This is a genomic window from Streptomyces palmae (assembly GCF_004684805.1).
GTDB classification, from domain to species: Bacteria; Actinomycetota; Actinomycetes; order Streptomycetales; family Streptomycetaceae; genus Streptomyces; species Streptomyces palmae.
The window spans coordinates 1-13,898 of sequence record NZ_SRID01000175.1 but is presented as its reverse complement, the minus strand read 5'-3'; the positions used below and the strand labels follow the sequence as shown (position 1 = coordinate 13,898).

At 73.6% G+C, this 13,898-nt stretch carries 11 protein-coding genes; 6 read left to right on the top strand and 5 right to left on the bottom strand.

The window, feature by feature from the left end:
* Positions 1-44 precede the first annotated feature (44 nt).
* Positions 45-821: a TetR/AcrR family transcriptional regulator gene (locus tag E4099_RS18620; protein WP_135340226.1), complete on the bottom strand. Its 777-nt coding sequence runs from the start codon at positions 819-821 to the stop codon at positions 45-47.
* 122 nt (positions 822-943) lie between these two features.
* On the opposite strand from E4099_RS18620, the gene E4099_RS18615 reads away from it, so the two are divergent.
* The 4 genes from E4099_RS18615 to E4099_RS18600 all read left to right on the top strand — a co-directional run bounded on the left by E4099_RS18615 (position 944) and on the right by E4099_RS18600 (position 6,264).
* On the top strand, positions 944-1,645 hold the full coding sequence (locus tag E4099_RS18615; protein WP_135340225.1) for an NAD(P)-dependent oxidoreductase: 702 nt from the start codon (positions 944-946) through the stop codon (positions 1,643-1,645).
* 265 nt (positions 1,646-1,910) lie between these two features.
* Positions 1,911-4,607: a class III lanthionine synthetase LanKC gene (gene lanKC, locus E4099_RS18610; RefSeq protein ID WP_135340224.1), complete on the top strand. Its 2,697-nt coding sequence runs from the start codon at positions 1,911-1,913 to the stop codon at positions 4,605-4,607.
* Positions 4,608-4,629: 22 nt separating this feature from the next.
* Positions 4,630-4,755: a SapB/AmfS family lanthipeptide gene (locus E4099_RS18605; RefSeq protein WP_135340223.1), complete on the top strand. Its 126-nt coding sequence runs from the start codon at positions 4,630-4,632 to the stop codon at positions 4,753-4,755.
* Positions 4,756-5,001: 246 nt separating this feature from the next.
* Entirely contained in the window at positions 5,002-6,264 is a 1,263-nt protein-coding gene (locus E4099_RS18600; protein WP_135340222.1) for a serine hydrolase domain-containing protein, read from the top strand.
* Between the two features lie 61 nt (positions 6,265-6,325).
* Here E4099_RS18600 and E4099_RS18595 read toward each other — a convergent pair whose 3' ends face one another.
* On the bottom strand, positions 6,326-7,054 hold the full coding sequence (locus tag E4099_RS18595) for an isocitrate lyase/PEP mutase family protein (RefSeq protein WP_135340221.1): 729 nt from the start codon (positions 7,052-7,054) through the stop codon (positions 6,326-6,328).
* Positions 7,051-7,557 (bottom strand): carboxymuconolactone decarboxylase family protein, encoded by a 507-nt coding sequence (locus E4099_RS18590; protein WP_135340220.1) that lies wholly within the window; start codon positions 7,555-7,557, stop codon positions 7,051-7,053. The genes E4099_RS18595 and E4099_RS18590 overlap by 4 nt, the downstream gene beginning before the upstream one ends.
* A 47-nt stretch (positions 7,558-7,604) precedes the next feature.
* Between E4099_RS18590 and pdxR the strand changes: the two genes are divergently transcribed.
* Positions 7,605-9,086 carry a MocR-like pyridoxine biosynthesis transcription factor PdxR gene (gene pdxR / locus E4099_RS18585; protein ID WP_135340219.1) on the top strand — a complete coding sequence of 494 codons (1,482 nt, stop codon included), beginning with the start codon at positions 7,605-7,607 and terminating at the stop codon, positions 9,084-9,086.
* A gap of 457 nt (positions 9,087-9,543) precedes the next feature.
* Here the strand turns inward: pdxR and E4099_RS18580 are convergent, their stop codons facing one another.
* Entirely contained in the window at positions 9,544-11,184 is a 1,641-nt protein-coding gene (locus E4099_RS18580; RefSeq protein ID WP_135340218.1) for a helix-turn-helix domain-containing protein, read from the bottom strand.
* A gap of 336 nt (positions 11,185-11,520) precedes the next feature.
* Between E4099_RS18580 and E4099_RS18575 the strand changes: the two genes are divergently transcribed.
* Complete coding sequence (locus E4099_RS18575) at positions 11,521-12,075, top strand: GNAT family N-acetyltransferase (protein WP_135340217.1); 555 nt, start codon at positions 11,521-11,523, stop codon at positions 12,073-12,075.
* A 124-nt stretch (positions 12,076-12,199) separates the two neighbouring features.
* On the opposite strand, the gene rocD is transcribed toward E4099_RS18575, so the two are convergent.
* Positions 12,200-13,405: an ornithine--oxo-acid transaminase gene (gene rocD, locus E4099_RS18570; protein ID WP_135340216.1), complete on the bottom strand. Its 1,206-nt coding sequence runs from the start codon at positions 13,403-13,405 to the stop codon at positions 12,200-12,202.
* Between the last annotated feature and the right edge of the window lie 493 nt (positions 13,406-13,898).

Here is a 13,898-nt window from a genome sequence, read left to right as displayed (position 1 = left end):
CCCCGGCCCCGGCCTCGCCGCGAAGGCGAACCCCCATGCCGTGATCACGACCCCGCACGCGCCCCAGGGTGGGCGTCGCCCGGCCGTCCGGACGCTCCGGAGGAAACGCCCTGGCCGTCCAAGCCCAAGGACCGGGTCAACTGGGTCAGTTCGGCGCTGAAGAGCTTGGCCGGTGCGAGCGTCTGGGCGCGCAGGTGGCCGTAGACCTCCAGGGCGACCAGGCCGTGGAGGTGCCCCCAGATCCTCAGGGCCAGGGCCACGCCGGCCGGTGGCAGATCGGGGAAGGCCGGGCGGACCTTGTCCAGCAGGCCCGGGTCGAAGTCCGCCCAGGTGAAGTCGCCGTCCTCGTACGGCGGTCGGGCCGGGTCCCAGGCCGCGGCGGCGAGCGCCGCGATGCCCACGCAGACCCGCTGGGCGGCTTGCGGTGCGGCGCCGCCCTCGGGGGCGCGATAACCGGGGACCGGGTCTCCGTAGATGAGCCGGAAGCCTTCCGGATTGGCCAGCGCCCAGTCGCGGAAGGCATGCGCCCATGCCTGGATCCGGGCCGCCGGATCGGCCTGCGCCGAGGCGGCCCAGGCGGCGTCGACCGCGTCCGCGAGTGAGGTGTAGACGTCCGCGATCAGTGTGGTGACGAGGTCGTCGCGAGTGGCGAAGTAGCCGTAGATGGCGTTGGCGGTCATGCCCATCTCGCGGGCGATCGCTCGCAGGGTGATCGCGTCGGGGCCGCCGGAGCCCATCAACGTCAGGGCCGTGCTCTTGATTTCGGCGGTCGTCTCGGCCCGCAGCCGCTCGCGCCGCCCGGTGCTTCGAGTTCCTGCCATGCGCTCACTCTACAGCGTCACGTGATTGGGCCCCGTATTGAAACTTCACGGCGTATAGTTCCTACACGGCGCTCGAAGCGATGGGCTCGCGCCGTCCATCCGGCATGACCAAGGGGAGATCCATGCACATCGGAGTCATCGGAGCCACCGGCACCATCGGCAGCCGTGTGGTCACCGAAGCCCTCGGCCGCGGGCACCGCGTCACCGCGTTCAGCCGCGACGCCTCCGCGATCGACGACCCGCGCGAACACCTCACCTGGGCGAGCGTCGATGTCCTGGACAGCGCCGACATCGCCGCCGTCCTGCCCGGCCTGGACGTCCTCATCAGCGGATACCAGCCCGGCAACGGCGCCAAGGACATCGCCGACACCGTCCGGCGCTCCATCGCCGACCCGACCGTCTACGCCACCGCCGCCCGGGCGCTCCTCACCGCCCTGGAGAGCCACCCCCGCACCCGACTCATCGTCATCGGAGGCGCCGGCAGCCTCGAAATCGCTCCAGGGGTCGTCCGCGCCGACCATGACGACCTCCTCCACGAGGCGCTCGACGCCCTCGGGCTCCCCCGCGAGTACGCGGCCGCCGTCCGCGGCCACCGGGACGCCCTGAACGTCCTGCGCACCTCGAACCGGCTGTGGACCTACTTCAGTCCCGCCGAGGAGATAGCCCCTGGTGAGCGCACCGGCCGCTTCCGCGTCGGCGGCGACCAGCCGATCCTCGACGCCGATGGCCGGAGCCGCATCTCGGCCGAGGACGCCGCCGTGGCACTCGTCGACGAGGCCGAGCTGCCCCGGTTCGTCCAGCGCCGGTTCACCATCGGCTACTAGGGCCCCTGTTGAGTCCGGAACCCGGCGGGGTAAGCGCGGCTGGGCCTCGGAGTACCCGAACGCCGAGCTGATCCGTTCCTCCGGAGGCAGGCGGTCCGGCGCAGTCTCAGCTCGCTGGCGTGCCACCGACCGGCCGAGCGCATCGGTGGTCCGGTCGCTTCACCTCCGTACACCTGTTTGCTCGAGTATGGGTGCCTTCGCCCGTCGGGTGTGCGACGTTGGGGTCCCGGCGACTCCCGGCTCGTCGGCGGATGAGGAGTGCGCGGTGGACAACCGGTACGTGGCCTACTGCCTGGCGGACAGGCACTTCTACGAGCCCTTGGACCGGCTGCCGGACGCCGTGGACCGCGCACCCTTCGAGGCGGCCGGGCGGCCCGTCCCTGAGGGGTGGGCGTCCTTCCGCAGCGGCGACTGGCTGCACCTGGTCCCGGGCCCGTCGGTGGCGGGAGCGGAGGCGCGGCCCGCGCAGGGCTGGAAGATCCATGTGTCGGCCACCGCGGAGGACGCGGAGAAGACCGCCCGCGATGTGTGGGACTACTGCGTTCCGCGGGCGATCCCGTTCAAATTCGTGCCCACGCCGCACCAGTTGCTGCTGCGCAACGGCAAGTACGCCGGCCGGGACGGCAGCGGCAAGTTCATGACCGTCTACCCCTCCGGTGAGGACCGGCTGCACACGATCCTCACCGAGCTGCACGCGATCGTCGGCGGCCGCCCCGGGCCGTACGTCCTCACGGATCTGCGCTGGCAGGAGGGCCCGCTGTACGTGCGCTACGGAGCCTTCGCGCCCCGGCGCTGCGCCGACGAGCACGGCGATCCGGTGCCGGCGATCGAGGACGACCAGGGGCGGCTGGTCCCCGACCACAGGGCGCCGGTCTTCCACGTCCCCGCGTGGGTGACGCTGCCGCCCTTCCTCCGCCCGCAGCTCGCGGCCCGCAACGCCACCACCCTCGCCGAAATGCCGTACCGCGTCGAGAAGGCCCTGCACTACTCCAACGGCGGAGGCGTCTACCGGGCCACCGACACCCGGGACGGGCGCACGGTGGTTCTGAAGGAGGCCCGCGCGCACGCCGGGCTCGCCATCGACGGCTCCGACGCCGTGGCTCGCCTGGAGCGGGAGAAGGCGGCCCTGGAACGGCTGGCAGGGCTGGGCGTCGCCCCCGCCGGACACGACTGGTTCACCGTCGGCGACCACCGCTTCCTGGCCATGGAGTTCGTCGAGGGCCGCACCCTCAACTCCTGCTTCGCCGAGCGCCACCCGCTGCTGTCCACCGCACCCGACCCGTCGGCCCTCACCCGCTACACCCGCTGGGCGCTGGAGGTCCACCAGGCGGTGGAGAAGGCGGTGGCGGTCCTGCACTCCCGCCAGGTCTGCTTCAACGACCTGCACATGTTCAACATCATGGTCGAGCCGGACGAACGCACCGTACGCCTCCTCGACTTCGAGGCCGCCACCCTGGACGGCGAGCGGGGCCGCCAGGTGCTCGCCCACCCGGGCTTCCTCGCCCCGCGGAACCGTACGGGTACGGAGGTGGACCGCTACGCGTTGGCCTGCCTCAGGCTCGCCCTGTTCCTCCCGGTCACCATGCTCCTGGCCATGGACCGGAGCAAGGCCGACCACCTCGCGGAGATCGTCTCCGTGCAGTTCCCGGAGGTACCCGCCGCCTTCCTGGCGGAGGCCGTGGCCGAGATCACCCGCGATGCCGAACCGGCGCCCCCGACCTCGGCACGCCCCACCGCCGACTCGCCACGTCCCACCCCGTCCACCCGGAGGACACCCCTCGGCTGGTGGTCGAGACGGCTGCCCGAGCCCGGTGACTGGCCACGCAGCCGGGACTCCATGGTGCGGGCCATCCTCTCCTCCGCCACCCCCGACCGCGACGACCGGCTCTTCCCCGGAGACATCGCGCAGTTCACCGCGGGCGGCGGACTCGGCCTGGCGCACGGCGCCGCGGGGGTCCTCCACGCCCTGGCCGAGACAGGGGCAGGCCGGTACGAGACGGGCGAGCAGTGGCTGCTGGACCACACCGACCCGCCACCACCGCGGATGCCACCGGGCCTGTACGACGGCCTGGCCGGCGTCATCCTCACCCTCGACCGCCTCGGCCACCAGCGGCGCGCCCTCACCCTGACCGAGACCCTGCTCGGCACGGACTGGGAGCGGCTGCCCTCGGACCTGCACGGCGGGCTGTCCGGTATCGGCCTGGTCCTCGACCACCTCGCCCACACCACCGGTCACAGCGGCCTGCACGGCCCCGCCACCCGGATCGCGGAGCTGCTCGCCGACCGACTGGCAGCGGCCGAGCGGGAGCAGGGGGCCGTCCGCCCGCGGGCCGGGCTGCTCCACGGCGCCACCGGACCGGCCCTGTTCTTCCTGCGCCGGTACGAACACCTCGGCGATCCGGCCCTGCTCGACCTCGCCCACCGCGCCCTGCGCCGAGACCTCACCCGATGTGTCCGCACCGCCCGAAACGCCCTCCAGGTGGACGAGGGCTGGCGCACCATGCCCTACCTGGGCGCCGGCAGCCTCGGCATCGGGGCCGTACTGGACGACTACCTCGTCCACGCCCCCGAACGCCGCGAGGAACTGGCCGAGACCCGCTCCGGCATCCTGCTGGCCGCAAGTTCCCGCTTCTACGTCCAGTCCGGGCTGTTCCAGGGCCTGGCCGGCGTGGTCTGGTATCTCGCCCGCACAACCACCCCCGGGCTTCCCCCGGGTGAACTGGCGGCCCAGACCGCCGCCCTGGGCTGGTACCGCATGGACTACCGGGGTGCCACCGCCTTCCCCGGCCACCAGAACCTGCGGTTGTCCATGGACCTGGCCACCGGCACCGCAGGCTGCCTGCTCGCCCTGGGCGCGGCGCTCGGCGATCGCGCGGCCCACCTCCCGTTCCTGCCCCCGCGGCAGGACACCCCGGCGGCAGCCCACATCCGTGCGGCTGCGATCCCCTGTCCTGCGGTATAGGACGGCACGAAAGGAAACCACCATGGTGATCTTCGACCTGCAGAACCTGGACGTGGACGACAAGCACAGCGGTGAGGCACCCGCCAGCGAGGGCAGCCTCCTCACCTGCGACATGGAGAGCGCGGTCAGCATTCTCCTCTGCGGCTGAGCGGCACCCGCACCCATGGGCCGGTCGTCACCCGGCCGGTCCATCCCCTCGCCGGATCACCTCGGACGTCTGCCGGGCGGCCAGGGCAGGCCGACGCCGTCACCCGTCGCCGACCGTCATGCCGAACCCCGAGGGCTGTGTGGACGACAAGTCGCCGCACCACGAGGCCGGTTCAGGGGCTGCTGGGGGATGACCTCGGGGAGATCCCTGATGAGCGGGGCGCCGGGGAGTAGCAGTCTCGTGGACATGATCTTCGAGCCGCTTTCCGCCCGCCGCGCGACCACCCCGGGGAACCGGCGGCGCCGGTGCACCCGGGCCGTGCTGTCGTGTACGGCCGTCGCCGCCATGGCGCTGGGCGCCGCCGCACCCGCGCTGGCCGCGCCCGCCGAGCACTCCGCCACCGCCGCCCAGCGCACCCACGGCTCGCTGCCGGAGCTGGACCCCGAGGCGCTCCAGCAGGCACTCGCCACCTCGCCGGACCGGGTGACCGGGGTGCTGGCGCGGGTCAGCGGACCGGCCGGGCACTGGACGGGCACCTACGGAGTCGCCGACACCGCGACACGGCAACCGGTGCCGGTCGACGGCCGTTTCCGCCTCGGCAGCGTCACCAAGGTCTTCATCTCCACCGTGGTGCTGCAACTGTCCGCGGAACACCGCGTCGACCTCGACCGGCCCGTCCAGGACTACCTGCCCGACCTGCTGCCCGCGAACTACCCGCCGATCCCGGTCCGCACCCTGCTGAACTACACCAGCGGCCTGCCCGAACTGACGGCCGAGGACATGCCGTCCACACCCGAGGCCATCGTCCGGCACCGCTTCGACGACCACCCGCTCTCCGAACTGGTCGCCAAGGCCGTCCGGCACGACCGGCCCTTCACCGAGCCGGGGAGCCGGCAGGTCTACGGGGCCACCGGCTACTACGTCGCCGCCATGTTGGTCGAGAAGCTCACCGGACACAGCTACGAGCAGGAGATCACACAGCGCGTCCTGCGCCCCCTGCGCCTGCGGCAGACCACCGCCCCCGAGACCGATCCCACGATCCCCGGCCCGCACGCCCACGGGTACCTGGCGGTGCCGCGGCCCGACGGGGGCGGCGAGCTGGTCGACGTCACCGAGCAGAATCCGCGGGCGGGCGGCATGCTCTCCACCACCGCCGACCTGGACCGGTTCCTGACCGCCCTGTTCCGGGGGCGGCTCCTCGCACCGGCCCAGATGAAGGAACTGCTCGCCGTGCCCGACGTCCCCTATCCGGGCGGCTCCGCAGGGGACCCGGGCCACGGCCGGGCCTACTACAGCGCCGGCCTGATGCGCGTCACCCTTCCGGGCCGCGACGGACGCCCCGATGTGACGGTGTGGGGCAAGACCGGCAGCACCTACGGCTACACCGACGGCATGTTCACCACCGCCGACCTCCGGCGCCGCCTGGTCTACTGCTTCAACCCCGTCACCGGCGGGGGCAACGACATGGCCCTGGTCAACCGGATCGTCGCGGCCGCCTTCGCACCGTGAGCGGCTGACGCGAGAGCCCGGGCCCACCGGCGGTCGACCGGCGGGCCCGGGCATCCGAGGCTCACCCCGCCCGCAGGGCCGTCGCGGTCTCGGTGAGGGCGGCCATGGCGCGGTGGTGCAGGCCGGGGCCGAAGGTGACGCGAGTGGCGCCGAGTTCGGCCAACCGGGCGACCTGGGCCGGGTCCGGGGCGCAGGCCGCGTTGAGGGGCACCGGGATCTCGGCGGCCAGCTCGGGGAGGAGCTCGGGCGGCGCGCCGAGGGGGTAGACGCAGTCCGCGCCGGCCGCCGCGTACCGCCGGGCCCGGTCGACGGCCGCCCGGGGGTCGGTCACCCCGCGCAGGAAGGTGTCCACCCGGGCGTTGAGGAAGAGCCGGTCGCCGGCCGCGGCCCGTACCTCGGCCAGCCAGTCCGCGTGCCGGGCCGGGTCCTTGAGCTGCCTGGTGGCCAGGTCGGTGTCCTCCAGGTTGCAGCCCACCGCCCCCGCCTCCAGCAGCCGCTCCACCAGCTCCGCGGGCGGCAGACGGTAGCCGTCCTCGATGTCGGCGGACACCGGGATGTCCACGGCGCGTACGATCCGGGCCACCGCGGCGAACATCTCCCCGGGCGGGGTGCCGCCCCCGTCCGGATAGCCCAGCGACGCCGAGACCCCCGCGCTCGGGGTCGCCAGAGCGGGGAAGCCGGCATCCGCGAAGACCCGCGCGCTGGCCGCGTCCCAGGGGCCGGGCAGCACCAGCGGGTCACCGGGCTCGCGGTCCCGGTGCAGGGCCCGGAAGGTCTCGACCGCGGTCACTTGTGCGTCCCGGGCCGGTAGGCGCCGGGCGCCATGCGGCTGGTGACCGCGATCCGGTTCCAGGAGTTGATGACCACGATGAGCGAGACCAGCCGGGCCAGCTCCGACTCGTCGAAGTGCTTGGCGGCGCGCTGGTACACCTCGTCCGGGACGAAGCCGTCGGTCAGTACGGTGACCGCCTCGGTGAGCGCGAGGGCCGCCCGCTCCTTCTCGGTGTAGTAGCCCGCCGCCTCCTCCCAGGCGCTGAGCAGGTACAGCCGCGCCTCGGTCTCGCCCTCGAGCCGGGCGTCCTTGGTGTGCATGTCGATGCAGAACGCGCAGTGGTTGATCTGCGAGGCCCGGATCTTCACCAGGTGGACCAGAACCGGGTCGAGGCCCTTGCGGGCCGCCTGCTCCAGGGTGACCATCGCCTGGTAGACGTCGGGTGCCAGCTTGAGGGTGTTCATCCGGGGCTCGTGGGTGGTGGCGTCGGCGGTTGCTTCCTTGCTCGTCTCAGTGCTCATGGACACGAGGCTAGGCTCGTCACACCCCGGAGGTATGGTCCATTGCCATGGCGGAAACGTGGGCCACTGGGCGGGGGAGTACACGGGCGGCCGAGCCCGGTCCGGACGCGGAGGCGCGGTTCGGCAGCGATCTGCACCTGGACCTGACCGGGGCGGGGACCACCGGCGGAGTGCGGGCCACCCTGATCAGGGCCTTGCGGGACGCGGTGCGCGGCGGGCGGCTCGCCCCGGGCACCCGGCTGCCGTCCTCCCGGACGCTCGCCGCCGACCTGGGCATCGCGCGCAACACGGTGGCCGACGCCTACGGCGAACTCGTCGCCGAGGGCTGGCTGACCGCGCGTCAGGGCTCCGGGACCCGCGTCGCCCGGCGCGCCATACCCCCCGAGCCCGCCGGCCCGCGGGTGATGCGCCCGGCACTGGCGGCCACCCGGCCCCGCTATGACGCGACCCCCGGCAAGCCCGACGTGTCCGCCTTCCCGCGCGCCGACTGGCTCGCCGCCGCCCGGCGCGCCCTGACCGCCGCCCCCAGCGACGCCTTCGGCTACGGGGATCCGCGCGGCAGGCCGGAGTTGCGCGGGGTGCTGGCCGACTACCTGGCCCGCGCCCGCGGGGTGCGCGCCCACCCCGAGCGCATCGTGGTGTGCACCGGCTTCATGCAGGCCCTCGCGCTGCTCGGCAGGGTGCTGCGGGCCCGCGGCGGGAGGGGCGCGGTGGCGGTGGAGTCGTACGGTCTGGACATCCACCGCGAGGTGTTCACCCGGGGCGGGCTGCGCACCGTACCGCTGACCGTGGACGAACACGGGGCACGCACCGGGCGGTTGGAGGACATGCCGGGGGTCGGGGCGGTGCTGCTCACCCCGGCGCACCAGTTCCCCACCGGCGTCCCGATGCACTCCGAGCGCCGGGCCGCGGTGGTGGACTGGGCCAACCGCACCGGCGGGCTGGTGCTGGAGGACGACTACGACGGCGAGTTCCGGTACGACCGGCAGCCGGTGGGAGCCCTCCAGGGACTGGACCCCGAGCACGTGGTCTACCTGGGCACCGCCAGCAAGAGCCTGGCCCCGGCGCTGCGGCTGGCGTGGATGGTGCTGCCGGAGCGGATGGTGGATGAGGTACTGGAGCAGCGCACCGGGGAGTGGGGGACCGGCACCCTGGAGCAGTTGACCCTGGCGGAGTTCATCGCCGGCGGGGGGTACGACCGGCATGTGCGCGGCATGCGGGTGCGCTACCGCCGCCGCCGGGACCAACTGGTGGCCGCCCTGGCCGAGAAGGCCCCGCACATCCGGGTGACCGGCATCGCGGCCGGGCTGCACGCGGTGCTCCAGCTCCCGGCCGGCACCGAACGGTCCGTGGTCCAGGGCGCCGCCTGGCAGGGACTCGCGCTCCAGGGTCTCTCGGCCTTCCGCCACCCGGACGCCGCCGGGCCGGGCCTGGACACCGTCCAGGACGCCTTGGTGTTCGCCTACGGCACGCCCCCCGACCACTCCTTCTCCGGCGCCCTGGACGCCCTGCTGCGGGCGCTCCCCTGACGGCGAGCCGGGCGCCGGTCGTCGGGGGAGGGGCTGACCAACACGGCGCCGGTGACGGCCGTACGGCGGCGGCGCCGGGAAGGTGGTGGGTGCGGGGGAGGCCCTGGCCTCCCCCGTAGACCAGGGCCTCCCCTGTGCTGCCGGCAGGTCGGCGGCGCCGGCAGGTTCGGAGAGCCGCCCGGCGGGGTGTGAGCACTGCTGGTCCCGCCGGGCGGCCGATAAGCCGACCCTAGGCGGGTCGGGGAGCGTCGGCACACCTCAGATGTGCACAGATTCAGGTTCGTAAACTGTCACCAGTGCACGGTTACCGTCGGTATTCTCGCTGCTCGGTGGCCGGATCCGCATCATTTTTTCTCTTACCTTGACCATAATCCGGCCACTCTCACCGAGGGCACTCAACCTGCGACGCTCTGCCGCCATCTTCCTCCGATGGTGCCCTTCCGATGGTGCCCTGGAGCTACCGCTGCCCCTTCCGGGCCTGCCCGGAGTCCCGCCGGCTCCCGGTCGCGTTCGGCGCCTCACCGGCCGCCTCCAGGGCCGCGAAGGCCAGCACCAGGTCGTGTACGCCCCCGCCCCCGGCCAGGAGTTGCTGCTCCAGCAGGCGTTCTGCCGAGCGCAGGTGCTCGCGTACCGTCTGGACGTGCACGCCCAAGCGGTCGGCGGTGGTCTCCACATGGGTGTTGGCGGCGATCCAGGCCCGCAGCGTGCTCCGCAGATCACGGCGGTCCGCGTCGAGCCCGCGGAGCAGTGCCCTGGCCCAGGAGACCACCGGGGTCGCCGCCAGCAGCGCGTCCAGGGTCGGCGCCGGCCCCTGCGCGGGCAGCCTGCGGGCGGTGCGCAGGGCCAGGTGCGCGGTCGCGCGGTCCGCCGCCTCCGTCAGGTCCAGGCCCAGCAGCGCCCCCGCTCTGCTCGTTCTGGCCCGCACCGTGTTCCGGCTGACCCCCAGGATCCGGGCCGCCGCGGTGGCCGGGAAGTCCAGCGCCAGCCGCACGGTCCCCAGCAGCGGGTCCCGGGCCGCGTACGGGACCGTGTCCAGGGGGTGCAGCACCCCTGCCGCCCAGCGGGCCCACGCGTCCGGCTCCAGCACCTCGTGCAGCCCGGTCCGGGGGCTGTAGAGACGGCTCCGCTCGGGCTGGAAGCGGGCGACCGCCAGCGCCCGGACGGCCTCCCCGTACGCGCCCGCCGCCTCGCCGATCGGCCGCACCCCGCTGCCGCCCAGGTAGTGGCCCGGCCGGGCACCGACCATCTGGCGCAGCGGCTCCTCGACCGCCCGGTCCTCGTGGGCCGCCCCCGGCACGGGCCGCCGCACCGGGCAGACGACGATCAGATGGGAGTCGAAGGCGGGGCAGGGCACCACCAGCGCCCGGTCCGAGATGGCCGCCCCGCACTCCTGGGCCAGCGCGGGCCGTTCGGCCGCGGGCCCCTCCACGATGTAGACCCGGGCGTACTCGGCGTCCAGCAGCCCCGGGCGCAGCCCCTCGGCGGTCCGCTGCGCCGCCGTCACCTGCCCCGTCATCAGCAGTTGCAGTACCGCCAGCCGCAGTTGGGAGACGGTGCGCAGCAACTGCTCGCCCTCCACCGCCGCCCCCCGGATCTCCAGCAGCAGCGCCAGGATCTGCGCCGCCTGCGACAGCAGCGCGGCGGCGTGCTCGTCGAACGGCCGGTGCAGCCCGAGGGTGAGCACCGCCCGCGGCGGGGTGCCGCCGACCGCGATCAGCCGGATCCGCCAGGCTCCGTCCTCCACGGCCGCCGCCGCCAGCCGGCCGGAGAGCACGTCCCAGGTCAGGTCGTTGACCGGGAGCATGTCCACGGCCTCCTCGGGCGTCGCGGCCAGCCGCTGCCCGCACTCGGTGGTCAGGGTGGCCATCCCGCCCAGGGCGCCGGCCAGCCGGCGGACCACCCGGACGATCCGCTCCTGCACGGTCCCCTGGTCCCGGGCCTGCTCCAGCAGCCGGGCCAACTGCCGCCCGTGCTCCCGCTCGCCCCGCAGCCGCGCCTCCACCAGGGCCGGACCCAGCGCCGCCGAGGGTTCGGGGACGGCGCCACCCGGCTCTCCGGTGGGCTCCGGAAGCATGGCGAGCTCGACAAGGGTGGGCACGGGCGGTCTCCTTCTCACGGTCGCCGACGCGGCCGCGCGTGCGCCCGCCCCGGTGTGCGCCGGCGCTCTGGCCCGCGTCGTGCTCCGCGGCGGTGGTTCCGATTCCTGGCGATGGTAAGACGCGGCACGACCAGCGGTGACTGCCGGATTCCCGGGACAGCAGCGGTCCCATGACCGCACTGTTACGGGGATATGAACGCCGTGACCCGGGCATGACGTGCGGCCCGCCGCCCCGAGCCCCGGAGCCCCCTGCGCGAGGTCTCCGCCCGCCCGGCCCAAGGACGCCGCCGGTACCGTGAAGTGTTCTGAACTCGCCCAGGTGGAAGGGACGGTGCGGTGAGCGTCGAACTCCGGCACTACAGGAAGGGCGATTTACCCCAGGTGCGGGGAATCCTGCTGGATGTGTACGCCGAGGTGTACGCGGCGGGCGTGGAGGCGGCCGGGGTCCGGGAGGCGGACGTGCGGGGGTACGCCGAGCGGCTGGCGGAGCAGAGTGCGCACCCGGCCTGGGAGGCGGTGGTCGGCTACGAGGAGGGGGAGCCGGTCGGCTTCGCCCAGGGCTCTCCGTTGCCCGCGGGGGGTGATGACCACTGGTTCACGGTGCGGCCCCGGCCGGACACGGAGTTCTGCCGGGAGACCGGTTTCCGCACCTTCGCCCTCTTCGACCTGATGGTGCGGGAGCGCTGGCGGAAGACCGACACCGCCTGGCGCATCCACGACAACCTGATGGCCTCGCGGTTGGAGGAGCGGATGTCCTTCCTGGTCGACACCGACCAGCAGGGTGTGCAGCGGCTCTCCGAGGACTGGGGCTACCAGTGCATCGGGGTGAAGCGGCCCTGGCCGGACGGCTCGGACTACGCGGTCATGGTCCGCGACCTGCGTCAGCCCTGACCGGGCGGCGCGGGCGGGGCGGGAGGCGTACCGCGGGGTGCCCGCATCCGGGTGGGGGCCTCAGGGCCGCCGCCCGGATGCGGGGAGCGGGGTGCGGGCAGCGCCCCCGCTCCCCGCCGGACGGCTAGGCGCTGAGGACCGCGCGCAGCTGCTCCAGACCCCAGTCCAGGTCCTCCTTGCTGATCACCAGCGGCGGCGCGAGCCGGATGGTGCTGCCGTGGGTGTCCTTGACCAGCACCCGCCGGGCCATCAGCTTCTGGGAGATCTCCCGGCCGGTGCCGTACGTCGGGTTGATGTCCACCCCCGCCCACAGGCCGCGGCCCCGGACGGTGTCCACCGCGGGCCCGCCGGCCAGCAGGTTCAGTTCCCGGTGCAGGTGGTCGCCCAGCTCGGTGGCGCGCTGCTGGTACTCGCCGGTGCGCAGCATGGCGATGACCTCCAGCGCCACCGCGCAGGCCAGCGGGTTGCCGCCGAAGGTGGAGCCGTGCTCGCCGGGCTGGTAGACGCCGAGGATCTCGCGGGAGGAGACGACCGCCGACACCGGGACCACACCGCCGCCCAGCGCCTTGCCCAGCACGTACATGTCGGGCACCACGCCCTCGTGCTCGCAGGCGAAGGTCTTGCCGGTACGGCCCAGGCCGGACTGGATCTCGTCCGCGATGAAGAGCACGTTCCGGGTACGGGTCAACTCGCGTACGCCCGCCAGATAGCCGGCCGGCGGCACCAGTACGCCCGCCTCGCCCTGGATGGGCTCCATGAGCACGGCCACGGTGTCCGCGTCCATCGCCGCGTCCAGGGCGGCCAGGTCGCCGTAGGGCACGATCTCGAAGCCGGGGGTGTACGGACCGAAGTCGGCGCGCGCCTCCGGGTCGGTGGAGAAGCTGATGATGGTGGTCGTCCGGCCGTGGAAGTTGTTGTCCACCACGATGATCTTGGCGCGGCCGTCCGGCACGCCCTTGACCCGGTAGCCCCACTTGCGCGCCGTCTTCACGGCCGTCTCCACGGCCTCCGCGCCGGTGTTCATCGGCAGCACCATCTCCATGCCGCAGAGCGCGGCGAGTTCGGTGCAGAAGTCCGCGAACCGGTCGTGGTGGAAGGCCCGCGAGGTGAGGGTGACCCGGTCCAGCTGGGCCTTGGCGGCGGCGATCAGGCGGGCGTTGCCGTGCCCGAAGTTGAGTGCCGAGTAGCCGGCGAGCATGTCGAGGTAGCGGGTGCCCTCGACATCGGTCATCCAGGCGCCCTCCGCGGACGCGACGACGACCGGCAGCGGATGGTAGTTGTGCGCGCTGTGGGCGTCCGCCGCCGCGATCGCCTGTTCGGTTGACGTCAACGTGAGCTCCGTTCGGTCTGACGACTGACTTGTGCTCTTTTCTATCGTCGCTCGGGAGGAATGCGAAGGGAGTTTGCGGTGATCGACGGTCTTGACCGCCGCGGCCCGGTGACCTAGCGGGGCTGATCGTTCCGCCGGCCCGGGCCCCGGGGCCGTTGCCGTCTCGGCGGTGAGCCGGTGCGCCGGCCCCGGTGCCGTCCCGCCGGTCCTCCGGTCCGCCGCCCCGGTGCGTCCGGGAGTCGGTCGATTCGCTGACCCCGGTGCCGCCCCCGCACCCGTAAACTGGTGCCGCGCGCCGTGACTGGCGAACACCGGCCTGGCGGACGTCCGGCCGGCGAGCGTGGCAGGGCCACGCGGGCGTGGAACCGACCACGAGGAAGCGGCGCGCGGGCAGAACGCCACGAGGTGCCGACCGCCTGGGTACCCGGGACACGACCGGAACCAGCCGTTCGCCCCGGAGGAACACATGAGCCTGCCCGCATCCACCCCGTCC